24 protein-coding genes are annotated in these 24,745 nt (G+C 72.3%); 10 read left to right on the forward strand and 14 right to left on the reverse strand.

Annotated elements, in window-relative coordinates:
- The first annotated feature begins 59 nt into the window (after positions 1-59).
- Positions 60-1,469, forward strand: a complete 1,410-nt coding sequence (locus tag ACMCNN_RS11220; RefSeq protein ID WP_412746114.1) for a sensor histidine kinase — start codon at positions 60-62, stop codon at positions 1,467-1,469.
- A 64-nt stretch (positions 1,470-1,533) separates the two neighbouring features.
- Positions 1,534-1,851, forward strand: coding sequence for a hypothetical protein (locus tag ACMCNN_RS11225; RefSeq protein ID WP_412746115.1), 318 nt, complete (start codon positions 1,534-1,536; stop codon positions 1,849-1,851).
- Between the two features lie 14 nt (positions 1,852-1,865).
- Here ACMCNN_RS11225 and ACMCNN_RS11230 read toward each other — a convergent pair whose 3' ends face one another.
- The 6 genes from ACMCNN_RS11230 to ACMCNN_RS11255 form a co-directional block, all read right to left on the reverse strand.
- Entirely contained in the window at positions 1,866-3,947 is a 2,082-nt protein-coding gene (locus tag ACMCNN_RS11230; RefSeq protein WP_412746116.1) for a transglycosylase domain-containing protein, read from the reverse strand.
- A gap of 76 nt (positions 3,948-4,023) precedes the next feature.
- Positions 4,024-6,246 (reverse strand): ATP-binding protein, encoded by a 2,223-nt coding sequence (locus tag ACMCNN_RS11235; RefSeq protein WP_412746117.1) that lies wholly within the window; start codon positions 6,244-6,246, stop codon positions 4,024-4,026.
- Between the two features lie 195 nt (positions 6,247-6,441).
- Entirely contained in the window at positions 6,442-8,022 is a 1,581-nt protein-coding gene (locus ACMCNN_RS11240; protein ID WP_412746118.1) for a diguanylate cyclase, read from the reverse strand.
- A 64-nt stretch (positions 8,023-8,086) separates the two neighbouring features.
- Positions 8,087-8,560 (reverse strand): hypothetical protein, encoded by a 474-nt coding sequence (locus ACMCNN_RS11245; protein ID WP_412746119.1) that lies wholly within the window; start codon positions 8,558-8,560, stop codon positions 8,087-8,089.
- Positions 8,557-8,973, reverse strand: a complete 417-nt coding sequence (locus tag ACMCNN_RS11250) for a MarR family winged helix-turn-helix transcriptional regulator (protein WP_412746120.1) — start codon at positions 8,971-8,973, stop codon at positions 8,557-8,559. Before ACMCNN_RS11250 ends, ACMCNN_RS11245 begins: the two co-directional genes overlap by 4 nt.
- Positions 8,974-9,040: 67 nt before the next feature.
- On the reverse strand, positions 9,041-9,331 hold the full coding sequence (locus ACMCNN_RS11255) for a hypothetical protein (RefSeq protein ID WP_412746121.1): 291 nt from the start codon (positions 9,329-9,331) through the stop codon (positions 9,041-9,043).
- 166 nt (positions 9,332-9,497) lie between these two features.
- Between ACMCNN_RS11255 and ACMCNN_RS11260 the strand changes: the two genes are divergently transcribed.
- Positions 9,498-10,436, forward strand: coding sequence for an NAD(P)-dependent oxidoreductase (locus ACMCNN_RS11260; RefSeq protein WP_412746122.1), 939 nt, complete (start codon positions 9,498-9,500; stop codon positions 10,434-10,436).
- Positions 10,437-10,484: 48 nt separating this feature from the next.
- Here ACMCNN_RS11260 and ACMCNN_RS11265 read toward each other — a convergent pair whose 3' ends face one another.
- Together ACMCNN_RS11265 and ACMCNN_RS11270 are read right to left on the reverse strand one after the other, a co-directional pair.
- Complete coding sequence (locus ACMCNN_RS11265) at positions 10,485-10,751, reverse strand: hypothetical protein (RefSeq protein WP_412746123.1); 267 nt, start codon at positions 10,749-10,751, stop codon at positions 10,485-10,487.
- Between the two features lie 16 nt (positions 10,752-10,767).
- Positions 10,768-10,923: a hypothetical protein gene (locus tag ACMCNN_RS11270; RefSeq protein WP_412746124.1), complete on the reverse strand. Its 156-nt coding sequence runs from the start codon at positions 10,921-10,923 to the stop codon at positions 10,768-10,770.
- Positions 10,924-11,009: 86 nt separating this feature from the next.
- On the opposite strand from ACMCNN_RS11270, the gene ACMCNN_RS11275 reads away from it, so the two are divergent.
- On the forward strand, positions 11,010-11,675 hold the full coding sequence (locus ACMCNN_RS11275; RefSeq protein ID WP_412746125.1) for a TetR family transcriptional regulator: 666 nt from the start codon (positions 11,010-11,012) through the stop codon (positions 11,673-11,675).
- A 6-nt stretch (positions 11,676-11,681) separates the two neighbouring features.
- Here ACMCNN_RS11275 and ACMCNN_RS11280 read toward each other — a convergent pair whose 3' ends face one another.
- Complete coding sequence (locus ACMCNN_RS11280; RefSeq protein WP_412747137.1) at positions 11,682-12,083, reverse strand: Lrp/AsnC family transcriptional regulator; 402 nt, start codon at positions 12,081-12,083, stop codon at positions 11,682-11,684.
- 194 nt (positions 12,084-12,277) lie between these two features.
- On the opposite strand from ACMCNN_RS11280, the gene pdhA reads away from it, so the two are divergent.
- From pdhA to ACMCNN_RS11300, 4 genes are read left to right on the forward strand one after another with little or no spacing between them, the layout of a single operon-like run.
- The gene (gene pdhA / locus ACMCNN_RS11285; RefSeq protein WP_412746126.1) at positions 12,278-13,366 is read left to right on the forward strand and encodes a pyruvate dehydrogenase (acetyl-transferring) E1 component subunit alpha; all 1,089 of its coding nucleotides are present in this window, start codon (positions 12,278-12,280) and stop codon (positions 13,364-13,366) included.
- Positions 13,367-13,413: 47 nt separating this feature from the next.
- A complete protein-coding gene (locus ACMCNN_RS11290; RefSeq protein WP_412747138.1) occupies positions 13,414-14,382 on the forward strand; it encodes an alpha-ketoacid dehydrogenase subunit beta in 969 nt (322 codons plus the stop codon).
- Positions 14,382-15,689 (forward strand): dihydrolipoamide acetyltransferase family protein, encoded by a 1,308-nt coding sequence (locus ACMCNN_RS11295; RefSeq protein WP_412746127.1) that lies wholly within the window; start codon positions 14,382-14,384, stop codon positions 15,687-15,689. Before ACMCNN_RS11290 ends, ACMCNN_RS11295 begins: the two co-directional genes overlap by 1 nt.
- Complete coding sequence (locus ACMCNN_RS11300) at positions 15,686-16,390, forward strand: biotin/lipoate A/B protein ligase family protein (protein WP_412746128.1); 705 nt, start codon at positions 15,686-15,688, stop codon at positions 16,388-16,390. The genes ACMCNN_RS11295 and ACMCNN_RS11300 overlap by 4 nt, the downstream gene beginning before the upstream one ends.
- A 4-nt stretch (positions 16,391-16,394) precedes the next feature.
- On the opposite strand, the gene ACMCNN_RS11305 is transcribed toward ACMCNN_RS11300, so the two are convergent.
- Positions 16,395-16,964 carry a pyridoxamine 5'-phosphate oxidase family protein gene (locus tag ACMCNN_RS11305; protein ID WP_412746129.1) on the reverse strand — a complete coding sequence of 190 codons (570 nt, stop codon included), beginning with the start codon at positions 16,962-16,964 and terminating at the stop codon, positions 16,395-16,397.
- A 92-nt stretch (positions 16,965-17,056) separates the two neighbouring features.
- Here ACMCNN_RS11305 and ACMCNN_RS11310 point away from each other — a divergent pair, with 92 nt between their 5' ends.
- On the forward strand, positions 17,057-17,482 hold the full coding sequence (locus ACMCNN_RS11310) for a hypothetical protein (protein ID WP_412746130.1): 426 nt from the start codon (positions 17,057-17,059) through the stop codon (positions 17,480-17,482).
- Positions 17,483-17,491: 9 nt separating this feature from the next.
- On the opposite strand, the gene ACMCNN_RS11315 is transcribed toward ACMCNN_RS11310, so the two are convergent.
- Together ACMCNN_RS11315 and ACMCNN_RS11320 are read right to left on the reverse strand one after the other, a co-directional pair.
- A complete protein-coding gene (locus ACMCNN_RS11315) occupies positions 17,492-19,093 on the reverse strand; it encodes a diguanylate cyclase domain-containing protein (protein WP_412746131.1) in 1,602 nt (533 codons plus the stop codon).
- 97 nt (positions 19,094-19,190) lie between these two features.
- On the reverse strand, positions 19,191-20,876 hold the full coding sequence (locus ACMCNN_RS11320; RefSeq protein ID WP_412746132.1) for a phytoene desaturase family protein: 1,686 nt from the start codon (positions 20,874-20,876) through the stop codon (positions 19,191-19,193).
- A 65-nt stretch (positions 20,877-20,941) separates the two neighbouring features.
- Between ACMCNN_RS11320 and ACMCNN_RS11325 the strand changes: the two genes are divergently transcribed.
- Positions 20,942-21,595 carry a TetR/AcrR family transcriptional regulator gene (locus ACMCNN_RS11325; RefSeq protein WP_412746133.1) on the forward strand — a complete coding sequence of 218 codons (654 nt, stop codon included), beginning with the start codon at positions 20,942-20,944 and terminating at the stop codon, positions 21,593-21,595.
- A 47-nt stretch (positions 21,596-21,642) separates the two neighbouring features.
- On the opposite strand, the gene ACMCNN_RS11330 is transcribed toward ACMCNN_RS11325, so the two are convergent.
- Both ACMCNN_RS11330 and ACMCNN_RS11335 read right to left on the reverse strand, forming a co-directional pair.
- Positions 21,643-22,323, reverse strand: coding sequence for a hypothetical protein (locus ACMCNN_RS11330; RefSeq protein ID WP_412746134.1), 681 nt, complete (start codon positions 22,321-22,323; stop codon positions 21,643-21,645).
- 47 nt (positions 22,324-22,370) lie between these two features.
- Positions 22,371-24,713: a glycoside hydrolase domain-containing protein gene (locus tag ACMCNN_RS11335; protein ID WP_412746135.1), complete on the reverse strand. Its 2,343-nt coding sequence runs from the start codon at positions 24,711-24,713 to the stop codon at positions 22,371-22,373.
- Between the last annotated feature and the right edge of the window lie 32 nt (positions 24,714-24,745).

Consider the following 24,745-nt stretch of genomic DNA (forward strand, 5'->3'; position numbering starts at 1 on the left):
CTCTGGGCCGCGCTCAGCCCGCCGGACGTGGGGTCGCCGATGACGGGAGGAGGGTGCGGATGAGCCTGCGACGGCCGGCCGGGACGCGGTTGCGGTTCGGTGTGCGGATGCGGTCGGCGCTGGCCGCCGCCGCGGTGGTCGGGGTCGCCTCCGCGCTGTCCGGGGCTGTGCTGATGGTGATCACCCGGCAGATCCTGCTCGACAACGTCAACAGGGCCGCCCGGGACCGTGCCGGCCAGGTCACGACCGCCGTGCGGGGCAACGACCCGGGCACGCTCGCCACGGTGCTGCGCCCGGGTCCCGGCCAGCGCACTGTCGTGCAGGTCCTCGACCCGGCCGGGCGGGTCGTCGCCGCGTCGGAGGCGATCACGGGGGCACCGCCGATGTCACCGCTACGCCCGGGCGCCGGTCAGCGCCGTACCGAGACCCGCCGGCTGGCGGAGGCGCGCGACGACCCGTTCCACATCGTGGCGGCCGGGGTCGACACCGCGGCCGGACGGCGGACCGTCCTGGTGGGGGAGTCGCTGGACACCGTCGACGACGGCACCGAAGCGGTCGTCGCCGCGCTGCTGGTCGGCTTCCCCGTGCTCGCGATCCTGGTGGGCGCCGCCACGTTCTTCTTCGTGGGCCGCACATTGCAGCCGGTGGAGGCGATGCGCCGACAGGCCGCCACCATCACCTCCCGCAGCCTGCACACGCGGCTTCCCGTACCCGCCGTCGACGACGAGGTCGCTGCGCTGGCCACCACCATGAACACGATGCTGGACCGCATCGAGACCGCCTCCGCGGCCCAGCGCCGATTCGTCGCGGACGCCAGCCACGAGCTGCGCAGCCCCCTGGCCACCATCCAGGCCAACGCCGAGCTGCTGGAAGCCACCGTCCCCGCCGAGAATGCGGCCCGTTCGGTGTACCGCATCCACGCCGAGACGACCCGCATGGCCCGCCTCGTCGAGGACCTGCTGCTGCTGGCCAAGGCCGACGACCACGGCCTGCGCCTGCGCCACGACGACGTCGACCTCGACGACCTGGTGTACGCCGAACGCGAACGGCTCACCCTGCAGCATCCCCGCCTGCGGCTGGACGGAGAGGTCCACCCGGTACGGGTCCACGGCGACGCAGACGCGTTGCAACGGGCGTTGCGGAACCTCGTCGACAACGCCGCCCGCCACGCCCGCCACCGGGTCACCATCAACCTGCGCGCCGACGCCGGACAGGCCGAGATCGTGGTCGCGAACGACGGCGACCCGATCGCCGCACGTGACCACGCCCGCATCTTCGACCGGTTCGTCCGACTGGACGACAGCCGCTCCCGGACCGCCGGCGGCGCCGGACTCGGACTGCCCATCGCCCATGAACTCGTCGCCGCCCACGACGGAACCCTGGCCGTCGACGACCGGAGCGACGGCGCGGCGATGCGCCTGCGGCTGCCCGTCGCGCCGGCCGTGGCGGATGCACCGGATCCGCAGTGAACCGCGTAGCCGGGCCGGTAGCGCACGGGCAGCACCGCACCCGGCCACCAAGGTGCTGCTGATCATGGAGGAGAACCACGAGTACGGCGACATCATCGGTGACCCGGAAGCCCGCTACCTCAACCGGCTCGCCGACCGGTACGGGACCGCGCGTCACCTTCAGGCGGGATATCCCCGCGCGTGTCCCTCACTCGCCGCCTACATCCTGCTCACCAGCGGATCCACCCACGGCGTCTGCGACGACAAGGCACCCGAATACCACCGGCTCACCGGCGACAACCTGTTCCACCAGGTCTCGGCCGCCGGACGCGAACTGCTGCGGCTCCCGCCCCAGGGCTGCGCTCGGGACGCCCGCTCGATGGCCTCCGCCTTCAGGCTGTGAGGAAGCGGCTGGAATCAGCCGGTCGCGATGCCCGGATCCGGTGGCGTGAACGGCGGGTAGGGTCCGTCGCCCACCGCCGCCAGCAGGGTCCGGGCCACGGCGGTGACCACCTGAGCCTCCACTGTGCTGCCGACCCGGTCGGTGGGGTCGGCCGGGTCCGCGGCGATGCCGGCGGCCACGGCCGTCGGCGTGAAGCCCACGAACGTCTCCGTGGTGTTGTCCTCGGTGCTGCCGGTCTTCCCGGCGACGGGGCGTCCGTCGAAGATCTGCCCCACCTGTGTCGCGGTGCCGCCGTCACAGCGGTGGTACGGCCCCTGCTCGCCCACGGGGCAGCGGGCGGCGTCCGCCGCGGCGCGGGCCACGTCCGGCGGGAGCACCTGCCGGCAGGCCGCCGGGACCGGCACCGCGCTCCCGCGCGGATCGGTGATCGACTGTACGGGCACCGGGCGGCAGTATCTGCCGTCGTCCGCGATCGTGGCGTACGCGGATGCCAGCTCCAGCGGCGTGGTGTCGACCACGCCCAGGGTGAACGATCCCCACCCGGCCGCGTCCCGCGCCATGTCGGCGTCGCGCGGCGCGGCGAAGCCGATCCCGAGCTTGCGTGCCTCCGCCACCGCCGCCTCCGGCCCGACCTGCTCCTCGAGGTGCACGAAGTAGGTGTTCACCGAGCGGCCGAAGGCGCTCCACATCGTGCGGTGCCCGTCCATCCAGGACGGGTTCGCGTTGCGCGGACAGTACCGCCCGCCGCAGGCGTACGGCCCGGTGTCCGGCCAGTGGGTGCGCAGCCGGGCCGGCGCGTCGAACGCGGTGGCGAGCGGCCGGCCGTCCTGGAGCGCGGCGAGCATGGTGAACAGCTTGAACGTGGATCCGGACGGGTAGCCGTACAGCCGGCCGCCGCCGGTGACCAGCGGGTTGACGGTGTCGGCGGGGGAGGGGCCGGTGCCGTAGCGCCTGTTGACCGCCAGCGCCAGCACGCGCCCGGTGCCGGGCTGGAGCACGGCGATCGGCAGCGCCCGGCGGTCGTGCGCCGGATACACGGACCGCGACTGCGTCGCGGCGGACTGCTGCACGTACGGGTCCAGGGTGGTGACCACGCGATAGCCGCCCCGGCGCAGGGCCACGTCGCGCTGCGCGGGGGTGGCGCCGAACGCGGGCTGAGCGTCCCACCAGCGCCGCAGGTAGTCGCAGAAGAACCCCCACGCCTGCGCGGCTCCGGCGGCCTCGACGCACCCGTCGGGCGGCAGGGTGCCCGCGCGGGTGAGCGGTTCCGCGGTCGCGGCGGCCTGCTGCGCCGGGCTGATCATGCCGGCCCGGACCATCGCGGCCAGCACGTAGCCCTGCCGGGTGCGGGCGCGCGTCCAGTCACCGTCGACCGGGTTGTCGGTCTCCGGGGACTGGACGATGCCCGCCAGCAGCGCCGCCTGCGCCAGGTCGAGCCGCGACGCGCCGACCCCGAAGATCAGCTGACTGGCCGCCTCGACGCCGTACGCGCCGCCGCCGAAGTACACGACGTTCAGGTAGTCCTGCAGGATCTGCGCCCGGCTCAGCCGGTGCTGGAGCTGCACGGCGTACGCCGCCTCGCGCAGCTTGCGGGCCGCCGTGTCGGCGGTGGCCGCGCGGCGCTGCGCCGCGGTCAGGTCGGGATCCTCCTTGAGGACGCTGCGCACGAGCTGCATGGTCAGCGTCGATCCGCCCTGCCGGGCGCCGTGGCTGTCGCTGACCAGCGCCCGCAGCGCACCCCGGAGGTCCAGCCCGCCGTGGGAGTAGAAGCGGCTGTCCTCGGCGGCCACGATCGCCTCGCGCATCACCGGCGCGACCCGGGTGAGGGGGACCTCCTGCCGGTCCTCGTCGTAGAACGTGGTGAGCAGCGTCGTGCCGTCGTTCGCGTAGACGCGGGTCAGCCGCTGCACCGGTGGGGTCAGGAGTTCGGCGGGCAGCCCGAAATGCCGCCCGCGGATCAGCCGGGCCGCCGTGGCGCCCAGGCCGGCGGCCGGGATCGCGGCCGCCACGGCCAGCGCGCACACCACGAGCAGCACGGCGCCGAGATCGGTCAGCGCGGCGCGGGCGCGGCGCTGGCCGCCGGATCGTACGGACATCCGGAGCCTCCTCTCGCCGACTCATCGGTAGCACGGCGGGCTGGGAGCCTCCTGAGGACCAGGGGCGGCCGCCGGGTCAGGCGGCGGGACGGGCGGGAGCCGGGTGGGTGACCGGGCGGCCGGCGACCGCGGGTGTGTGTGCCGTGAACAGGGCACGCGGCAGGGCATCCGCCGGGGTGGCCAGCGGGTCGGTGGTGGGCAGGGTGAAGGTGAAGCGGGCGCCGCCGCCGGGGTTGTCGTCGGCGGTGATGGTGCCGCCGTGGCGGGTGACGATGCGGTGGCAGATGGCCAGGCCGAGGCCCGTTCCGGTGTATCCGGCGCCGGGATGGGCGCGGTGGAAGTTGTCGAAGATGGCCTCGTGCTGCCCGGCGGGGATGCCGATGCCGTTGTCCGCGACGGTGACCTGCACGAAGCCGCCCACGTCGGTGCTGGTGATCCGCACGTGCGGGGTGGCGCCGGGGGTCGTGTACTTGATGGCGTTGCCGATCAGGTTCTCCAGCAGCTGCCGGACCGCGCCCGCGTCGGCATGCACGGGGTGGAGCCGGCCGAGCGCGACCTGCGGCACCGGCTGACCGGCGGCGGCCGCGGTGTCGGCGCGACCGGCGGCGATGTCGGCGACCAGGCCCGCCAGGTCGACCCGGGTGAGGCTGAGGTCGGCGTCGCGGGCGGCGGTGTACGTGAGCAGGTCGTTGATCAGCCCGCGCATGCGTACGGCGGCGCGGGTGACCCGGCTGAGGCCGTCGCGGGCCAGCCCGATCGCGGGTTGTTCGGCGGCCAGGGCGTCGTGGGCGGCCTCGGACCAGCCCTCCACGGTGGTCAGCGGGCTCTGCAGGTCGTGCGCGACCGCGCCGGCGAACGTGGCGAGCTGGTCGCGGTGGCGGCGTTCGGCCGTGACGTCGTGGTAGAGCACAACGGCGTTGCGGGTGCCGTCGCAGCCGGGCAGCGGGGTCGCTGAGACGCGCAGGATCCGCCCGTCGCGGCCGTCCGGGTCGGTGAACAGCAGGTCGACCGGTTCGACCTGCTCACCGGCCAGGGCCCGCGCCGGCGGCAACTCCGGCAGGGCGACCGGGCTGCCGTCGAGGTGATGTGCCCGGCTCTGCATGTCGCGCATGGCGCCGGGGGGCCCGAGCAGCCGCACCCCGGCGGGGTTGCGCAGCACGACCCGGCCGTCCGCGTCGACCAGCGACAGGCCGTCGGCCATCGAGTCGACGACCGCGCTCATCAGCGCGGCATGCCGGGTCTGCTCTTCCTTCTGGGCGGTCAGTTCGGCCATCAGCAGGGCGCGTTCGTCGCGGCCCAGTGCCAGGGCGAGGCCGACGGCGGCGATCAGCACCACGTACACCTGCGCCGTCATGGCCCGGGCGTGCGGGTCCGCGATGGTCGCCATCGGGCCCTCGCCGTGCAGGGTGAACAGCATCGCCGCCGCGCCGAAGATCAGATGGTGCACGACCAGGAAGCTGGTGTGCAGCCGGATGGCGGCCCACACCGTCAGCGCGATCAGCGGGAACGCCAGCGGCAGACCGTGGTCGAAGACGAACCCGAGCAGGTAGGCGACGGTGGAGCAGAACGCCACGGCCAGGTACTCGGTGACCCGCCATGCCGGCATCGCCCGCAACGCCCGGTCGGTGGCGTGCCACCAGCCGGCCACCGACTCGTACCGCGCCCGGAATCCGCTGATGGCGGGGCCGAACCACAGCCCGGCGGTGCCCAGGACGAAGATGCTGGCGACCTGCCGGGCCATCCAGTCCGCGACGATCAGCCACGACATCGGCGCGGCGGCCAGCCACAGACCGGTGAGAGCGAACGCCGCGCTCGCGGTGGCGGCGGCGACCGTGACGCCCAGCAGGTAGGCCAGGTCCCGCGGCGCGGACAGGCGGGCGCCGCCGTCGGCCCCCCACAGGGTGGGCCGGCAGCGCCCCAGGAGCCACACGAACACCACGGCCTGCACCAGGTTGGCCGCCGCCAGCGCCATGCCGGCGGGCAGGGCGATACCCGTGGCCACGTTGCCCGCCAGCGCGATCAGGGGCAGGGCACACACGTCCACCCACCGGGTACGGGCGTGGCGCTGGACGCAGAACCACACCACCGCGACACCCGCGGCGGGCCACACCAGCGCCAGGCTGCTGCCGTCGAGCACGGTCATCCGCCCGACCAGCAGTGCCACCGCGTACACGCTCGCAAACGCGGCGGTGCGCGCCAGCGACACCCGCGCGGACGGCCCGGTACGGCTCGGCGCCGTGTCCGGTGTGCCCACGGGTGGTGGTGTGACGGCCGTGCCGGGTGCGCTGGTGCGCTCCACGTGATCCCCCGATCGCGGGCCACCGGTGGGCCCGGACATCCAAGGCTCAGAGATCATGGGTGCGGACCCGGTGCGGCACGGTTGCCGGCCGGGTGCAGCTCATCCCTTCGGCCCTGACGCGCCACCGGACGGGCGGCACGGACCTCCCGACCGGCCGGCCGGAACGGCGAACTGGCGAGCAGGTGTGCCGGCCCCCTACGCGGCCAGCCGGTCGCGGCCGGCGCGTTTGGCGCGGTAGAGCTGCTCGTCCGCGGCGGCGAAGAGGTCGGCGCCGGTCATGCCGGGTTCCGCCGGGGCCAGGCCCATGCTGACCGTGACCCGTAGGCCAGGGGCGATCCGGTGCCATTCGCGATCGCGGATCGCGTCCCGCATCCGGGTCGCGACGCGGGCCGCGGTCTCGGTGTCCGTGGCGAGGAAGACGCCGAACTCGTCGCCGCCGAATCGAGCGGCCAGGTCCGTGGCCCGGCATTCGGAGCGCAGCACCTGGCCGATCTCGCGCAGGACGGCGTCGCCGACGGCGTGCGAGAAGCCGTCGTTGATCTGCTTGAACCGGTCGAGGTCGACGAGCAGCAGGCACATCGGTCCGGTGGCGGTGTCCCCGCCGAGATCGGCCATCCGGCGGTCGAAGGCGCGCCGGTTCGCCAGCATGGTCAGCGGGTCGGTCTGCGCGGCGCGGTCCGCGTGGGCGTGGGCGGCCTCGAGCTGCACCCGGCGGCGCGCCTGTCGCAACATCGCCACCCGGTCCAGCCGCAGCCGCCAGAGCTGCTGCGCAAGGGCACGCAACGCGGTCATCAGGTGCTGGGTGGCCGGTCCCGGTGCCGACTCGGCGGCCAGCAGGCCCAGCTCGTACTGGAAGATCTGCCGGTGTCCGCGCGCGCCCGGATCCGTACACATCTGCTCGCCCATGATCAGCTCGCGGGCCGCCGCCGCGAAGTCCCCGGCGCTGCGCAGGGCCACCCCGTACGCGAGGTGCGCCAGCCGGGCGTCGAATCCGCGTCCCTTGGCGTGCAGGCCGGCGATCGCGGCGACCGCCAGCTCCAGGGCCGGCGCCACCTCCCCGGTCTTGGCGAGCGCACACGCGAGCTTGGCGACGCGCAGGCTGTGGTCCCCGCCGAACTCGGCGGCCGCCGCCGGATCCGCCCACGGCCGCATCAACGTGATCACCTCCCGGTAGCGGGCTTCCGCCTCCTCCGTGCGGCCGACGTGTTCGAGCCGCAGCGCCCATTCGAGCAGCGACTCGGCGCGCTGGCCGGCGTGGATGGCGCGGCGCTCCGGGTCCGCCAACCAGCGCGGGTCGGCGATCGAGGCCTGATCGGCCAGCTCGTACAGTTCGACCCACCGGGCCGGCTCGACCACCGAGGACAGTGCGGAGTAGTAACGCCAGTCCCGCGGGCAGGTCTCCAGGATGTTCATGGCCGCCGCGAGCAGGTGCAGGCCGTCCTCCAGGCGTCCGAGCCGGACCAGTACGTCGGCCAGGTCGGCGCTCGCCTTCGCCCGGGCGACACGGGACACCACGCGGCCGAGCAGCGCCCGCCCGAACGCCTCGGCCTCCGTGTTGCGGCCCATCTCGGTGAGCACGTAGAGGCGGGCCTGCAGCACGCCGCGGGCGGTCTCCCGGTCGTGGAACGCGAGGGCGATCCACTCGTACTCGTCGGCGATCTCGAGGGCCGCGTCGTAGTCGGCCCGCAGGTAGAGCTCGTGTACATGGGCCGCCAGCAGGTGCGCCAGCGGGCCTGCGGGCACGATGGGCGCGGGCAGCGCCGACGTCGAGCCCATGGGTTTCCCTCCGTCGACCTACCGCTACCCGTCACTGTCAGCTTCGGCCGCCGCCGGGCCGCCCTTAACCTGCGCCGTGGTGGTGGGCGGTCGACGGGTGCCGCCCGCGGTCGCCTGCGGGCAGTGGCTCCAGGTCCGGCTCGACCCAGCCGGACTTCGCTGTGGCGCTCGCCAGGGTCGACGACCGGTAGTGGCGGGCCAGCAGGCGCTTGTCCAACAGCGCGGGGTTGCGGTCCACGAAGTCGTCGAAGTCGTGGTCATCGCCGTCCGCCGCGTGGTGGCCGACGAGTTCGACCCAGGCGCGGCTGACGGTGGCGTGGTACTTCTGCGGCGCGCCGGCGTATCGCGCGGTGCGTCGGATGCCGTCGCTGATCAGTGTGATCGCGGCGCTGGTGCCGTGTCTGCGGACGGCGAGCCAGGTCAGGTGGATGTGCTGGCGGTGGCCGAACCGGTCCGAGTGCGCCATGACCTCGGCCATCAGCGTGTCGAAACGGTCATCGGCGGCGGGGGCGGCCCCGGCCGGTGCGGGAAGGTTCATCGCCGCGCCTCCGTCAGGGCCAGCAGCACGGTACGGGCGGCCTGCACGACGTCGGCCGCCAGTCCGGCGAGCGCCCGCTGCTCCACCGCGTCCAGGGTCTGGCGGATCAGCGCGGCGGTCCGCACGCCGTCGGTGGTGAGGGTGATCAGCACCGCCCGGCGGTCGCCCGGTCGGGGGGCACGGGTGATCAGGCCACGCCGTTCCAGGCGGTCGAGGATGCCGGTCAGTGTCGCGGGTCGCGTTCCGATGGCCGCCCCCAGCTCGGAGACCGTGCGGCCGACACCGTCCGCGAGGTTTCCCAGGGCGTTGATCTCGGACGCTGTCAGGTCGAGATCCACCAGCTCGGTGGTCAGGAGCTGGAGCGTGGCGTGGGTCGCGCGCTGCAGCTCAAGTATTACGGAACCGCTCTTCATGGTTTCGGACTATACGGTTCCGAAGTAATGTCCGGCAAGCGTCACGCTGGTGGCTCGCGCGGACCGCCTAGGGATCGTCGCCGTGCCCCGATCCGGTCAGGCCCAGGGTTTCGGCGGCGCCGCCCAGCGTCGCGGCGATGGCCCTGGTGACGGGGACCAGGTCGTCCAGGACGATCGTGCCGGTCAGCGAGCCGATGATGATCGCGTCCGCGTCGGTATGGGCGGCGTCGAACGTGATCCCGACCAGGCCGTCGGCGACCGTGACCCGGAGGGTGCAGAGCCGGCCGTTGATCGTCAGGTCGCGGAGGACCACCAGGCGGTCGTCTCCCGCGTCGCTGTGGGTGGTTCCGTCGGTCACAGTGGAGCGTCCTCCTCGTCGATACGAAGACCAGGACCCTGCCTACCCCATGCCACCGACGGTGACTGTCAAACATCGGACGGGGCACCTGGCACGGCATCGAACAAGTGTACGACTACGGCTACCTGCCGCGTGGTCCGCGTCCGGTCTGGCACAGTGACCTGACATGAAGCTCCTGCTGCCCGACAGCATCGATCTCGACCTGCGGCTGCCCGGCGACGTGCGGGTGGTCCGCTATCCGACCGCGCAGCCGGTACCGGAGGCCGACGTCGACGCGGAGGCCCTGGTGGTCTGGGGCAACGAGGCCGCGCAGGTACGGGACGCGGCGCGCCGGCTCACCCGGCTGCGGTGGGTGCAGACGCTCGCGGCCGGGCCCGATGTGGTGCTGGAGGCGGGCTTCGCGCCGGACGTGGTCCTGACCGGCGGCCGTGGTCTGCACGACCGGACGGTCGCCGAGCACACGCTGGCCCTCATCCTGGCCGCGGCCCGTCGCGTCCACCTGCTGGCGCGGGCGCAGATCGGGCACCGCTGGGCCGACGAGTGGGGCGGCGTCCAGCCCGTACGCGAGGCGGACAGCTTCCGCACCCTGCGTGACGCCCGGGTGGTGATCTGGGGCTTCGGCGGCATCGCGGCCACGCTGGCGCCGCTGCTCGCCGCGCTCGGCGCAGAGGTCACCGGCGTGGCGCGCACCGCGGGGCGGCGGCACGGGTTCGACGTCGTCGCGGCCGCCGACCTGCCGGGGCTGTTGCCGCGCGCCGACGTACTGATCATGATCTTGCCGGCCGCACCGGACACCGCGCGGGCGCTCGACGCGGGCCTGCTCGGGCTGCTGCCGGCCCACGCGTGGCTGGTCAACGTCGGCCGGGGCAGCACCGTCGACGCCGACGCGGTGCTGGCCGCGATCCGGGCCGGACGCCTCGGCGGGGCGGCGCTGGACGTGTTCGACGCCGAGCCGTTGCCGCCGGAGTCGGGGTTGTGGGACGAGCCGAACGTCATCATCTCGCCGCACGCGGCGGGCGGGCGGCCGGTCGGCGCCGCGCAGCGGGTGGCCGACAACCTGGCCGCGCTGCGGGCGGGAGACCCGATGCACGACCTCGTGCGCTGACGGCGACGCTGCGCGGCGCTGACCGAGGTGCCGCGGGGGACGTTGACGCTAGACGTGCCAGACCAGGCTGCCGTCGTGGAAATGGGCGGCCATCAGGGCGGCCAGCACGATCAGGTCGGCCACCCCGAGCGCGACACCGATGAGGCCCGCGTTGCGGCTGGGCGTACCGGCGCCGTGCCGGTGGGCGGTGATCGCGCCGAGCACGATGGCGATCGGCCCGAACACGACGTTGAAGAAGAACAGGCCGGCCACGCCCAGCGCCACCGAACCCACGGCGCGGTCGTCGAGGCTGCCGACGCGTTTGACGAAGTTCATGGCGGTCCTTCCTGGATCAGCGACGGCGGGCGAGCGTCGCGGCACGCCGGGCGCCGAGGAGAATGGCTCCGGCCAGCACCGCGCCCACGACGATGAGCGCCGGCTGTCCGATGAGTACGGATGGGCCGAGGACCACGGCGATCAGCGCGATCGCGACCATCAGTGCCGCCATCGTCCACCCCTCCTTCAGTTGACAGTTGTTTACTGAATCACCATAGGCCCCCGGCCGACTCAGTGGACAGGTGTTTACTGAGTGACATGAACCACCGCTACCCGGCGCCCCCCGACCGGCTCAGCCGGCCGGAACAGAAGGCGCGCACCAGGCAGGCCCTGCTCGACGCGGCACTCGCCCTGATGGAGGACCGGAGCCTGAGCAGCATCGGCCTGCGCGAGGTCACTCGCGCGGTGGGCATCACCCCGGCCGCCTTCTACCGGCACTTCCCCGACGTCGGCAGCCTCGGCGTGGCCCTCGTCGACGAGTGCCTCGGCAGCCTGCGGGCCACCATCCGCACCGTCCGCGACGGCCTCAGCTCCAGCGATGAGGTGATCAACCGGTCGATCGGCGTCCTCGCCGGGCAGGTGCACGACCATCGGGAGCACTTCCGTTTCGTCGCCCGCGAGCGCCACGGCGGTGTGCCGGCCGTCCGCGTGGCGATCGCCGTGCAGCTCGATCTGTTCGCTGCCGAACTGGCCACCGACTTCGCGGCCGACAAGCTTCGCGGCGGCCCCCGCTTCGACCGGTGGATCGCCACCGACCTGCGGATGGTCACCAGCCTGATCGTCAACCACATGGTGTGGACCGCCGCGGCGCTGCTCGACGCCCCGCCGGATTCCGCGGACGCCGAGGCGCGGGTGATCGACGCCGCCGGCCGTCAACTGCGGCTGATCCTGCTGGGCGCCCGGCACTGGGCCGCCGAGGATTGAGCCCGGCTACTCCTCCCACATCGCCGCGGCCGTCGGCGGCTCGAACTCCTCGAAGACCAGCAGCGTCCGCGTGTTGACCACCTCGGGCATGCCCTGGATCTCGTCGAGGACGAGGCGGCGCAGGTCGGTGTTGTCCTTGGCCCGGACCAGCATGATCACGTCGAAGTCGCCGCCGACGAGGGCGATGTGCACGACGCCGGGCAGCCTCCGTAGCCGGTCGCCGACCACGCGCCATTCGGCCTGGCGCAGGTTCACCGTGACGTACGCCGAGGTGCCCATCCCGGCGGCGACGTGGTCGACGTCGGCGCGGAACCCTCTGATCACGTTCGTCTCGCGCAGGCGCTGCACCCGGGCGTACGCGTTGGCCCGCGAGATGTGCAGCGTCTCGGCGAGCGTGCGGATCGACATGCGGCCGTCGCGGTTGAGTTCGACCAGAATCTGCCGGTCGACGTCGTCGAGTGGGCTGGCCACCTGTCTTCCCCTCCGGCCCTGAAGGCCCGTTCAGTTGGACGTTCGGCTCTCGAAACGGCGGTCCGGAACGCCATTTTCTCGTTCTCTCCCGTGTTGTGGAACACAAATGGCGGCGGTCACACAATTCCCCCATGACATCTGACCCCCGTCGGCTGTTGCCGTCCGCGGACCCGGTCACCCTGATCGATGCGCAGGGGCGACCGGTCGACAGCTCGTACCCCGTCCCGGATGACGCCGACCTGATCCGGTCGCTCGGGGCTCTGATCACCGCCCGCCGGCTCAACGACCAGGCGTACGCGCTGGTCCGGCAGGGCCGCCTGGCCGTCTACCCGTCCTCGCACGGCCAGGAGGCCTGCCAGGTCGCGGCCGCCCGGGTCCTCACGGCCGACGACTGGCTGTTCCCGACCTACCGGGACACCGTCGCGGCCGTGGCCAAGGGCGTCGACCCGGTCGAGGCGCTGAGCCTGCTCAAGGGCGACTGGCACTGCGGCTACGACCCCTACCAGCACCACGTCGCCCCGCACGCGACGCCGCTGGCCACCCAGCTGCCGCACGCGGTCGGCGTCGCCCACGCGGCCCGGCTGCGCGGCGAACCGACCGTCGTCATGGCGATGTGCGGCGACGGCGGCACCAGCGAGGGCGACTTCCACGAGGCACTGAACTTCGCCGCTGTCTTCCAAGCGCCCGTCGTCTTCTTCGTGCAGAACAACGAGTACGCGATCAGCGTCCCGCTGTCGCGGCAGTCCGCGGCGCCGTCGCTGGCCCACAAGGGCATCGGCTACGGCGTCCCCGGCGAGCGCGTCGACGGCAACGACATGGCCGCGCTGCTGGCCGTGCTCGGCGCGGCCGTCGAGCGGGCCCGCGCGGGCGAGGGCCCGCAGCTGATCGAGGCGCACACGTACCGGATGCAGGCCCACACCAACGCCGACGACGCGACCCGCTACCGCGACGACGCCGACGTCGCGGCCTGGGTGCACCGCGACCCGATCACCCGGCTGCGGACCCACCTGCGCGACAGGGGGCTGCTCACCGACGAGGTCGAGGCAGGCTTCACGGCCGAGGCCGAGCGCGTGGCCACGCACCTGCGCGACGGCCTCAACGCCGACGTCACCCCCAACCCCGACGACCTTTTCGCGTACGTCTACGCGAGTCCCACCCCGCAGCTGCGCGAGCAGGCGGCACTGGTGGCCGACGAGCTGAGCCGAGAGGGAGCGCACTGATGACGGTTCTCGACGCCAGGCCCGTACCGAAGACAGAGGCCCGCACGATGACCATGGCGCAGGCCCTCAACCAGGCGCTGCGCGACGCGATGGCCGCCGACCCGGCAGTGGTGATGTTCGGCGAGGACGTCGGCGCGCTCGGCGGCGTCTTCCGGATCACCGACGGGCTCACCGCCGAGTTCGGCGACGCGCGCTGCTTCGACACGCCGCTGGCCGAGTCCGGCATCGTCGGCATGGCCGTCGGCATGGCGATGAACGGCATGCGCCCGGTCGTGGAGATGCAGTTCGACGCGTTCGCCTACCCGGCGTTCGAGCAGATCGTCAGCCACGTCGCGAAGATGCGTAACCGCACCCGCGGCCGGGTCGCGCTGCCGATGGTGATCCGGGTGCCCTACGCGGGCGGCATCGGCGGTGTCGAGCACCACTGCGACTCCTCCGAGTCGTACTGGGCGCACACGCCCGGGCTGCACGTCGTCGCGCCGGCCACCCCGGCCGACGCGTACGCGCTGCTGCGGGAGGCCATCGCGTCGCCGGATCCGGTCGTGTTCCTGGAGCCCAAGAAGCTGTACTGGAGCAAGCAGGAGGTCGAACTCCCGGTCCGGGCGCCCGGCATCGGCACGGCCGTGGTGCGCCGCGAGGGCACCGACGCCACGCTGATCGCGTACGGTCCGGCCGTGCCGGTCGCGTTGGAGGCCGCCGAGATCGCCGCCCGTGAGGGCCGCAGCCTCCAGGTCGTCGACCTGCGCTCGATCGTGCCGTTCGACGACGAGACCGTCTGCGCCGCGGTACGGTCCACCGGCCGCGCGGTGGTGGTCGCCGAGGCGTCCGGGTTCGCCAGCGTCGCCTCGGAGATCGTCGCCCGGGTCACCGAGCGGTGCTTCCATTCCCTCGCCGCGCCGATCCGCCGGGTCGCCGGCTTCGACATCCCGTACCCGCCGCCGAAGCTGGAGCACTTCCAGTTGCCCGGTGTGGACCGGGTGCTCGACGCCGTCGACGACCTGCAGTGGGAGCAGTGATGGCCGCGCAGACGTTCCGCCTGCCCGACCTCGGCGAAGGACTGACCGAGGCGGAGATCGTGCAGTGGCTCGTGGCCGAGGGCGACGAGGTGGTCGTGGACCAGAGCATCGCCGAGGTGGAGACCGCGAAGTCGGTGGTCGAGGTGCCGTCGCCGTACGCGGGGCGGGTCGCGGCCCTGCACGCGGCGGCGGGCACCACGCTCGCGGTCGGCGAGCCGCTGATCACCGTCGAGGCGCTGGAACCGGCCGCGGCGGCCTACCGCGAGGAGGAGAAGGCCGGTTCCGGCAACGTCCTCATCGGATACGGCACGTCCGGGGACACGGCCACGACCCGGCGCCGCCGTCCGCGTGCCCGTACCGTGGCTGCCGCGCATGCGGAGCCGGGACCGCAGCGGGTGCCGAGGGTCATCTCGCCGCTGGTCCGCAATCTGGCCCGCAGCAACGGCATCGATCTGCGTACGGTCGAGCCGACCGGTACGGGCGGTGTGATCGTCCGGGCGGACGTCGAGCGCGCGATGGCCGGATCCCTGCCCGCCGCGTCGCCCGCGCCCGTCGTATCGTCCGCGCCTGCCGTGTCGTCCGCGCCTGCCGTGTCGTCCGCGCCTGCCGTGACGTCCGCGCCTGTCGCGGGGGAGCGGCGTACCCCGCTCAACGGGTTCCGTAAGGCCGTGACGGCCGCGCTGACCCGCAGCCGCGCGGAGATCCCGGAGGCCACCGTCTGGGTCGATGTGGACGCGACCGGGCTCTGGGAGCTGCGGGAGAGCAACCCGTCGGGCCCCGGGCTGCTCGCCTACATCGCCCGGTTCGTGGTCGCCGGTCTGCGCGAGTTCCCCGTGCTCAACGCGCGGTTCGACGCCGAGCGCCAGGAGATCGTCGAGTTCGACCGGATCAACCTCGGCATCGCGGTGCAGGGCGACCGCGGTCTGGTGGTGCCGGCCGTGATCGGCGCGGAGACGATGACCACCGCGCGGCTCGGCGGCGAGATCCGGCGGCTCACCGCCACCGCCCGCGAGGGGCGCGCCACCGCGCAGGAGCTGTCGGCGGGCACGTTCACGCTCAACAACTACGGCGGCTTCGGGGTCGACGGCAGTGCCGCGATCATCAACCATCCGCAGGTGGCGATCCTGGGCTTCGGCCGCATCCTGGATCGGCCGTGGGTGGTCGACGGGCAGGTCTGCGTCCGTAAGATCACGCAGATGAGCTTCGTGTTCGATCACCGTGTGTGCGACGGCGGGGTGGCGGCCGGTTTCATGCGCAGTGTCGCCGACGCGATCGAGAACCCGGCCTCGGCGATCGCCCGGCTGTGACGACGGTTCTCCTCGCCGAGGAGACGGCCGGCGGCCCGGCGCACGATGTGGCGCTCGGGCCGCTGCTGCTGCGGCACGGCCTGGGAGAGGCCCGCGACATCCTGCGGGTCTACTCGCCGGAGCCGACCGCGGCGTTCAGCCGCCGTGACACGCTGCGGCCGGGCTATCCGCGGGCGGCCGATGCCGTACGCCGCCTCGGTTTCGCACCGGTAGTCCGCCCGCAGGGTGGCAGCCTCGCCGCCTACCATCGGGGCAGTGTGGTCGTCGATCACGTACACCGCGACCCTCAGGCGTCGCGCGACCCGGTCGAGCGGTTCCAGCGGTTCGCCGCGCTGCATGCAGAGCTGCTCGTGCGGCTCGGCGCTCCCGCGCGGATCGGCCCGGTCGCCGGCGAATACTGCCCCGGCGAGTACAGCATCAACGCCGGCGGTACGAAGATCGTCGGCTCGGCGCAGCGGGTCACCCGTGACGGCTGGCTGTTCAGTACGGTCATCCAGGTCACCGGCTCGGGCGGTCTCCGCGAGGTGCTGACCGCCGCCTACCGGGAACTGGGCTACGACTTCGCGCCGGCCACCGTCGGCGCCCTGGAGGACGTCGTGCCCGGCGTGACGGTGCCGGCGGTCACCGCGGCGGTGCGGGCGGCCTACGGCTCGACCGGACCGGCGGTGGACCTCCCGGCGGTGCTGAGCCGACCGGACTGACTTGTCAGCCCTCGTGGGCGGCCGCGGCGAAGACCGGCCGGCCGTCGATGCTGACGCCGTTCTTCACCCGGCGATACTCCGCGAGGTCGGCGTCGGTACGCCGCTCGTGCGCGCGGATGAGCAGGTCACGGTCACCCTCGTAGGACATGAGCGGCACGGCGTAGCCGCAGGAGTCGCTGATCCGCTCGACCGCGACGTCGATCACCGACCGTACGCCGTGCGTGTCCGGCGGCGAGCGGAACAGGCGCACCAGCTCGTCGTGCTCCGGCGAGGTGACCGGTACCGCGCGGCCCCGGCCATGGAGCCGGACGATGTTCGGCGGGCCCTGGAAGGCGCAGAACATCAGGGTGATCCGTCCGTTCTCGTTCAGGTGGGCGATCGTCTCCGCGCCGCTGCCGTGATAGTCCAGATATGCGACCCGGTGCTCACCAAGCACCGCGAACGTGCCGGCCATGCCCTTGGGCGACACGTTGACGTGCCCGCCCGGCCCGGTCGGCGCGGTGGCCACGAAGAACATCGGCTGCGCCTCGATGAATGCGCGCAACCGCCCGTCGATTCGTTCGTGCAGCTTCATGGGTTGATCCTGCCCCTTGGCCGCACAGGCGCTCGACCCGGTTCCCAGCCAGCGGGCCACCACTCGTTGATCAACCCGGCTACGATGCGGCGATGACGACGGCGATGGCAGCGCGAAACACCGCTCGGGTCGACGGTCACCCCGGCGTGAAGGTGCTGATGGTGGCGCAGTACGCCTTCGCGGCCTGGTACGCCGCCTGCGTGTACCTCGCGCTGGCGCAGGCCGCGCACCTCGCCGGGCACTGGTACCTGCCGTCATGGGGCGACACCTCCACCGCCGACGTCGACGTCAGCGGGGGCTGGACCTGGGCCGCCCCGGTCACCATCACTGTCGCGATGGCGCCGCTGGTCGCCTGGGTGTCGCTGTTCGTGTCGTCGGCGGTCTTCCTGATCAGGGGCGCCTCCGGAAGCCGGAGACTGACGTTCGCCCTGATCGGCAGTTCGGTACTCATGCTGCTGGTCATCGTGGTGACCCTGACCCCGCCCGGTATCGGCCTCAGCGGCTGGCTGTCCGACTGATACCGGGCATCACCCCTCACGGTCGCGGTAGCTGCGCGAGCGGCGCTCCCGTGCGGTTCCGGTGACCACGCGATCACGGCCCTGGTGTTTGGCGGCGTACAGGTTGCGGTCGGCGTCGGCCAGGGCGGTGGACTGGGCCGGTGGCGAGGTCTCACTCGCCGACGCGACGCCGATGCTGACGGTCACCGACCAGCCGTGGGGGAGACCGTCGAAATCGTGGTCGGCGATGGCCCGCCGGATGGCGTCGAGCCTGGCGGCCGCCTCGGCGACGGGGATCGCCGGCAGCACGGCCAGGAACTCCTCGCCGCCGAGGCGGGCGACGAACCCGTCGGGGGCGGCGGCGGCCAGGCCGGTCTCCAGCAGCTTCGCGACCTGGACGAGCACCTGGTCGCCGGTGTCGTGGGAGTGCTCGTCGTTGATCCGTTTGAAGTGGTCGATGTCGACCAGCGCCACGCTCAACCCGGGGTCCGCCGCGATGAGGGCGGAGAGTTCCTCGTCGACGTAGCGGCGGTTGCGCAGGCCCGTCAGGGGGTCGCGGCGGGCCTGCTCGCGGAAGCGCTCGGCGTCCTCCCGCGCCTCGGCGGTCTCGAAGATCGCGTGCCGGGTCTGCGCCTGCGCGTCCCGCTCCTGCGAGCTCAGGCGTTCCCGCGCGGCGAGGAACTCCTTCTGTGCGGTGAACGCGGCCGCGTAGTCGCCGCGCGCCGCGTGCAGGTCGGCCTGCTCCTGGTGCACCTGAACCAGCAGGCCGTTCAGCCCGCTCTCGCCGCATTGCGCGCGGCAGGCGTCCAGGCTCTGCTGCGCCGCGACCGTGTCGCCGAGTCCGCGCTGGGCGCGGGCCAGGGTGAGCAGGAAATAGGGAAGATCGTCGGCTTGGTCGACATGTCCGGCCCCATGTTGCGCGATGCACCTCCGCATCGTCTCCGCGGCCCGGTGGTGATCGCCGTTCGCGACCTGGATGTCGGCGAGGGTGTGCAGGGCCGACTGGTCGAGGTCGACGGCGTGGGCCTGCGCGTACTCGACCATCCGGGCCGCGACGTGCTGGGCTCGGGCGAAGTCACCGGCCTCATGCTCCAGGAACGCCCAGTTGTTGAGCAGGATGATCAGCCGCTGCCATTGCTGCGCCGCCCGCGCCAGTTCCTCGGCCTGGCGGTAGCGCAGGCGCGCCGCGTCCATCGCGCCGTTGAGGGCCAGCGCGTCGGCCAGCTTGGTGCGGTGTCTGATCTGGGTGAAGGTGCTGGCGGTGTCGTCGAGCAGTTCCACCGCGCTCAGCGCGTGCTCCAGGGACTTGGGCCCGTCACCGGCCATGCGTTCGATCATCGAGCTGATGAGATGGGTACGGGCCTGCAGCAGGCGGTCGCCGTGCCGTTGCGCCCACGCCTGAATGTCCTGGAGTTGCCAGGCGATCCCGGTCAGCCGGCCGGTCGCGAGGGCGAGGGCGGTGCGGCACAACCGGGCGCGCATGAGAAGACCCTCGTCGCCCAGCGCGGTGGCCTGCCGTTGGAGGCGGGTGGCGGTGCCGTGGGCGGCCTCGGAGTCGGTGACGACCTGCTCCTCCAGCACCAGCAAGGCGGCCGACAGCTCCTCGGCGCCCATCGTACGATCGTCCGTCATCGCACCCGGCCTCCACCGCCCCCGATCGGCCGCGGCCGACCTCGACTCTAGTCGTCGCCCGCCGGAGGTTCGGGAATCGACCGATTCCCGGACAAGATCATTCCCGGCGCGCTCCCGAGTTCCTGGCCGGGACGCGGGACCGGCGGCGCAGCGGGGAGCTGGGTTTCGACGCGGCCAACGGGTCCCAGTCGGGGCCGATCGGGGTGAGCTTCGCCGGGTCGGCGATCACCGCACCGGCCTTGACCTCGGCGCTGAGCGGACGGCGAAGGATCGCCCCGGCCGTGCCCAGGCCGCTGCTGACGGCGCCGACGATCCCGTTGCCCCAGATGGTGCTGGCACCGGTGAGCCACAGACCGCGGATTTCGGTACGCGGCCCCGGCCGGCGCGGTCCGATCTGGTCGGCGGCCATCTCGATGCCGTACGAGGAACCCAGGCTGGACCAGGTGAACCGCTCGTGGGTGGGCGGGCTGGACGCCTCCCGCCAGACGATGTGCTGCCGCAGGTGGGGGATCACGGTGGCGGCGCGGTCGATCAGCTGCTCGGTGAGGCGTTCCTTGAGCGCGGCGTAGTCCGGGTCGTTGCGGTAGTCGTCACCGCCGGGCCAGAACGTGCCCTGCGGGGCGAGGCACATCACTTCGAGCGTGCTGTGGCCCGTGGGAGCGGCGTGCGGGTTACCCGGATCCTTGGTGGTGGCGGAGGTGAGGAAGATCGGCAACTGGTCCGGGATGCGGCCCTCGTAGGCGTCGCGATACGCCCCCTCCACGTCGGTGTGCGGATAGCACCAGTACGTGCTGTTGGGCAGCTGGTCGGCGAGGTCGATGTCGAGTCCGAGATAGACGCTGAACAGCGGCAGCGCCATCCGGTACTTCTCCACCCGGGCGACGGTGCTCGGCGCCAGGTGTTCGCGGCCGACGAGGTCGAGGTAGGTGCGTTTGAGGTCGGCGCCCGACACGACGATCGGGGCGTGAATGGTCTCGCCTCCGGCGAGCCGGACGCCGACCGCGGCGCCGTCCTCGATCAGGATGCCGGTGACGGCGGCCTTGGTGCGTACCTGGCCGCCGTGGGTCTGGATCACGTCGATGAGGTGCGCCGGAACGACCTGGCCGCCGCCGCGCGGGTACCAGGCGCCGCCCGTGAGGTAGTGGTCGAGGAAGCCGCCGTGCAGCGCGACAGACGTCCGGGACGGTGGCGCTCCGTAGTCGCCGGATTCGCCGACGATCACCGCCCGGGCCAGGGGGCTGAGCCGGCACGCGGCGAACAGCCAGGTCAGCGGCAGCTGTCCGAGGGCGGCGATGGTCGGTGCCGCGCGGGCGAACCGCAGCAGGCTGCGGACGCTGCGTCCGGGCAGGGCGGCGGTGCGCAGTTCGGCGCCGATGCGCCGCAGGATGCCGACGCAGAGCCGCAGGCCACGCTCCTGGTCGGGGAACGCCTCGATCAGCCGGGCCAGGTAGGTGTCCCAGTCGCTGGGCACCCGGAACGTGAGACCGGGGAACACCAGCGTGGAGTGCCCGTCGGGGTCGAGCTGCCGGAACTCGATCCGGCCGTCGAGCCCGAGCCCCCGCAGTGCCGTCGTCATGCGCCCGCCGGGGTGGCATTCGCCGATGTAGTGCATGCCGACGTCGAACTCGTACCGGTTGCCCTTGCGGCGGAAGACCTGGCTGCAGCCGCCGGCGACCTGGTTCTGCTCGAGCACCAGGGTGCGCTTGCCGGCGGCGGTGAGGTAGGCGGCACAGGTGAGCCCGCCCAGGCCGGAGCCGATGACGATCGCGTCCCAGTCGTTCATGACGACACCTCCGCCAGCCACTATAGCGGCCGTTATAGCGGTTGCTATAGCGGTAGGGTTGCGCGGTGACCGAGCGTCGTGGCAACCCCGCGGTGCGGGTGCGTCTGTTGGAGGGCGCCGCCCGCCTGCTGGCCGAGGAGGGCCCGTCGGCGCTCACTCTGCGGCGGGTCGCCACGGAGGCCGACACCTCGACCATGGCCGTGTACACCCACTTCGGCTCGATGGCGGATCTCGCCGACGCGGTGGTCGCCGAGGGCTTCGCCCGGCTGGGTGTCCTGCTGGCCGAGGTGCCCCGTACGGATGACGCGATCACCGACCTGGCCGGCCTGGGCCGTGCCTACCTGGCCAACGCCCGGCAGAATCCGCACCTGTACGCCGTCATGTTCGGCACCGCCTCGCTGGGCGGTTACCGTCCGCAGACCACCGGGGAGCGCGAGCGCGGCCGGTACACGTTCGACGAGATCGTGGAGGCGTCGCGCCGCGCCGTGGAACAGGGACGGCTCAAGCCGGCCGAGCCGCTGGCGATCGCCCGTCAGCTGTGGACCGTGATACACGGCTATGTGACGCTCGACGTCGGCGGCTACTTCGGCGAGGGCGGCGTCGAACACGTCCTGGTACCCATGTTCGTGAACATGCTCAGCGGCCTGGGCGCCGACCCGGCCGCCGCGCTCGCGTCGATCTCGACGCTCGCGCCGGCCGGTGCCCGGTCCGCCGGTTGAGCGGTGTCCGGCCCGCCGCAAACAGCGGGCCGGACATCGGTGTGGCGTCAGCGTCCGGCGGTCTGCGTCCGTCGCAGCGCGGCGGATGCGCGGAGCCGATCCGGAGCGGCCGGGTCGACGATGACACCGGCACCCTGGCCGGGCTCCTTCTCCCACCCGGCCAGGCGCGCGGCGAGCCCCTTCAGGCGCGGGTCGCCGGGCGGCACGTCGATGGAGAAGGCACCCTCCATGGGCCGCGACGCGTCGTCACCACCCCAGCGGACCACGCCGTCGCACTCGGCGAGGATGTCGCGGACCATGGCGACCTGCTGCGGGTAGAGGTTGCCGCCGGACCCGGCGGGGTAGCTGGCCGGGCGTAGTGCCAGTGCGGTGCCGGACCGGAAGTTCGCCCCTGCGGCGGTGCCGTCGGCGGCCGGGCTGTGGTGGCCGACGGCCTCACCGGCGGACAACTCGTCCACGTCGTAGTGGAAGCGCCGGGCCACGTGCAGCAGCACCGTCGCCGTCGCGCCCGGCAGCAGGGCGACGGTCGCGTCGCTGCCCTCGATGCGGTGCTTCGTGATCCGGTCGCCGCCGACGGCGGGCCAGCCGTTGCCGGTGGTCCGCCCGGCCAGGGTCGGGGTGGCGGCCGCGGGCTGAGCCAGGGCCGGGGCGCCGATGGCCAGCCCGGCGGCGGCGCCACCCAGCCCGGCCAGCAGCCGCCGGCGGGACAGGACAATGCGCTCGGTCATCGTGGACTCCTCGGAATGGCGCGCGGGGGACGGGGAAAGGGAGCCGCTCATGACGGGAAGGCCCTGGTCTCTTCGTCGACCAGTTCCTGGAGCCGGTTGCTGAAGCCCAGGATGAACTCGTCCAGCCGGCCGGCGGGCAGCATCTGCGGCAGAATCGTGGGAATCCCGCCGGTTCCCTCGATGAGGCCGACCCGGCCGGCGTCGATGATCGGGTTCTGCCCTCCCGGCATCAGCGCGAGCATCGCCAGCTTCTTCACGTTCTCCGTGTTCTGGAACCGGCCGTTGACGAACGACCGGAACCGGCGCTTGTACCCGCCGAGCCGGAACAGCTTGTCCAGTTCGTCAGTGATCTTCGCGCCCCCGCGCAGATTCATGGCGACGTTGTAGGCGTCCGCGTCCTCCAGCATGTCGCGCAGCTTGAAGGAGTTGAAGTCCGTCTGCCGCGCGAGCTTCTCCTGGCAGAACGCGAGCCCGGACGGAACCCGGTTGCTCTCGCGGCGCCAGTCACCGTAGAACGTGATCAGGTCGCCGCCCCACCCGGCGACGTCACTGGCGTTGAAACCCTTGGGGTCCTCCACCGTGCCGCCGGCCAGCACGCCCTCGCAGGAGTACGCCCAGTGTGCAATGGAGTAGTCGATGCCCGTGTTCGGCTCGCGGAGCGTCCGCAGCGGAGTGAGGTTCCGGCTGGTGAACAACTCCTGCCACGGCCAGACGATGGACCCGATCAGGTTGTTGAACTGGAACGAGTCGTACGCCCCCCACCGCAGGAACTGCAGGACCAGCAGATTCGGGTTGTAGCCGCCGATCTGTCTCGCCAGGTTGTAGATGTCGTCGACATGCTGGATGAACCCGTCGACCGTCGTGTAGTCGCTGTTGAGCTTGTTGACGCCGGGATCGCTTCCGAGGCGGTAAGCATCCTTGTCGATCTCGACGGCGCCGGTGCCGGAACCCACGGTGAGCGTCTGGATCTGGTTGAACGACCAGTTCTCCGGCAGCGGGTAGCCCATGTTCCCGGAGAAGCCGGTGGACATGCCGGAGACGAACGACCAGCGGACGTCGGTGCGCCGGCTGACGTCGATGCACACGTTGCGGGATCCGTACACCCCGGCGCGGTATCGCTTTCCCGAGACCGTGAGGCCGCCGACGACCCCCTTGAAATAGGGGACGATCGCGTCGTCGATGTCGGCCTGCGTGGCGTCGTAGTCGACAGCGAAGTAGATCGTGGTGCCCGGATCGAACCCGTGCCCGACGGCGGCCTGATGCGCCGCGACGGCGTCCCGGTAGCCCTGGTTGTAGGTGAAGTAGGAGACCTCACCGCCGTAGTACTGCTGGATCGGGAAGACCTTCAGCCCGTTCTCGAAGATCATCTTCAGCTCGCCGGGCTGGATCTTCTTGTTCAGCGTGCCGCCGGGCACGTTGTCGAGGTAGCGGCCGACGTACCGGTAGCCGGCGGACGACAACGCCGCCGCACGCGCGGGCGTGAGCGGGTTCGCGGTGTCGGCCGCGATCGCGGGGCGGTCGGGGTCACCGGTGGAGACCAGCAACTGGCACCACGTGGCGAAGTCGCCCTGCCCGGTCTCGGGCAGCGCGGAGAACTTCTGGAACGCCCGGAGCGCGATCACCGCCTCCTCGGCGAACCTGTCCGTGAAGCCCTCGAAGTAGGGGAAGCCGGGCTGCTTGATCCGGTTGAACACCATCGCCGCGGTGAAGATGCTGACCATCGGGCCGGTGGAACCACTGGCGATCGGCCGCTTCCTCAGCTCGTTCTTCGTGGTGGGGCCGAACGTGCCGGTGGCCTGCGCGTCGCTCAGTCCGACCTCGTATTGGATGGCCAGGTACAGCGCCTTCTGCACATCGCGGGAGAAGACGCCCTCGCAGGGCACCAGGAAGAAGTTCTGCCGGTAGCTGTACCGGCCGTTGAGCCACTGCTGGACCCTGCGGATCGCCTCGGTGCCGAGGGCCACTTTGACGAAGGCGTCCATGGTGAGCAGGGCCTTGAGGACCTTCGGCGGGAAGGTGTTGTCGGGGGCGGCGGGCAGGCCGGCGTCGTACATCATGCGATCCAGCGCCCGCTTGGTCTCGGTGCCCCACTTGCCGTCGAAGGCGCCCGGGTCGTATCCCTTGCAGTAGAACCCACCCTGAACGATCTTGATCCGGTTGGTCGTCCAGGAGCCCTCGATGTCACCCGAGATGCCGGTGACCCTGGCGAGGGTCGTCGGTCCGAAGGTGTCCGACAGGGGGCTGATGCCCAGTTCGTACTGCAGTGCCCGGGTCAGTGCCCGCATGGTGGCCCAGCCGGTGATGCCGTCCTCCGTCACCCGGTTGAAGCCGGTCACCGATCCGTACTCCCGGTTCAGCCACACCTGGACGTCAAGAACTCTGGAATCCATGTATCTATCCACTTTCCACCGACTGTCGGCCG

The sequence above is a fragment of the Krasilnikovia sp. MM14-A1004 genome (assembly GCF_047159485.1).
Taxonomy (GTDB): Bacteria; Actinomycetota; Actinomycetes; order Mycobacteriales; family Micromonosporaceae; genus Actinoplanes.

Excerpts from the sequence above, each read along its gene's own strand:
- ACMCNN_RS11220 (WP_412746114.1), top strand. The coding sequence starts at position 60 with ATGAGCCTGCGACGGCCGGCCGGGACGCGGTTGCGGTTCGGTGTGCGG.
- ACMCNN_RS11225 (WP_412746115.1), top strand. The coding sequence starts at position 1,534 with ATGGAGGAGAACCACGAGTACGGCGACATCATCGGTGACCCGGAAGCC.
- ACMCNN_RS11230 (WP_412746116.1), bottom strand. The coding sequence starts at position 3,947 with ATGTCCGTACGATCCGGCGGCCAGCGCCGCGCCCGCGCCGCGCTGACC.
- ACMCNN_RS11240 (WP_412746118.1), bottom strand. The coding sequence starts at position 8,022 with ATGGGCTCGACGTCGGCGCTGCCCGCGCCCATCGTGCCCGCAGGCCCG.
- ACMCNN_RS11245 (WP_412746119.1), bottom strand. The coding sequence starts at position 8,560 with ATGAACCTTCCCGCACCGGCCGGGGCCGCCCCCGCCGCCGATGACCGT.
- ACMCNN_RS11250 (WP_412746120.1), bottom strand. The coding sequence starts at position 8,973 with ATGAAGAGCGGTTCCGTAATACTTGAGCTGCAGCGCGCGACCCACGCC.
- ACMCNN_RS11260 (WP_412746122.1), top strand. The coding sequence starts at position 9,498 with ATGAAGCTCCTGCTGCCCGACAGCATCGATCTCGACCTGCGGCTGCCC.
- ACMCNN_RS11265 (WP_412746123.1), bottom strand. The coding sequence starts at position 10,751 with ATGAACTTCGTCAAACGCGTCGGCAGCCTCGACGACCGCGCCGTGGGT.
- ACMCNN_RS11270 (WP_412746124.1), bottom strand. The coding sequence starts at position 10,923 with ATGGCGGCACTGATGGTCGCGATCGCGCTGATCGCCGTGGTCCTCGGC.
- ACMCNN_RS11275 (WP_412746125.1), top strand. The coding sequence starts at position 11,010 with ATGAACCACCGCTACCCGGCGCCCCCCGACCGGCTCAGCCGGCCGGAA.
- ACMCNN_RS11280 (WP_412747137.1), bottom strand. The coding sequence starts at position 12,083 with ATGTCGATCCGCACGCTCGCCGAGACGCTGCACATCTCGCGGGCCAAC.
- pdhA (WP_412746126.1), top strand. The coding sequence starts at position 12,278 with ATGACATCTGACCCCCGTCGGCTGTTGCCGTCCGCGGACCCGGTCACC.
- ACMCNN_RS11290 (WP_412747138.1), top strand. The coding sequence starts at position 13,414 with ATGACCATGGCGCAGGCCCTCAACCAGGCGCTGCGCGACGCGATGGCC.
- ACMCNN_RS11295 (WP_412746127.1), top strand. The coding sequence starts at position 14,382 with ATGGCCGCGCAGACGTTCCGCCTGCCCGACCTCGGCGAAGGACTGACC.
- ACMCNN_RS11305 (WP_412746129.1), bottom strand. The coding sequence starts at position 16,964 with ATGAAGCTGCACGAACGAATCGACGGGCGGTTGCGCGCATTCATCGAG.
- ACMCNN_RS11310 (WP_412746130.1), top strand. The coding sequence starts at position 17,057 with ATGACGACGGCGATGGCAGCGCGAAACACCGCTCGGGTCGACGGTCAC.
- ACMCNN_RS11315 (WP_412746131.1), bottom strand. The coding sequence starts at position 19,093 with ATGACGGACGATCGTACGATGGGCGCCGAGGAGCTGTCGGCCGCCTTG.
- ACMCNN_RS11320 (WP_412746132.1), bottom strand. The coding sequence starts at position 20,876 with ATGAACGACTGGGACGCGATCGTCATCGGCTCCGGCCTGGGCGGGCTC.
- ACMCNN_RS11330 (WP_412746134.1), bottom strand. The coding sequence starts at position 22,323 with ATGACCGAGCGCATTGTCCTGTCCCGCCGGCGGCTGCTGGCCGGGCTG.
- ACMCNN_RS11335 (WP_412746135.1), bottom strand. The coding sequence starts at position 24,713 with ATGGATTCCAGAGTTCTTGACGTCCAGGTGTGGCTGAACCGGGAGTAC.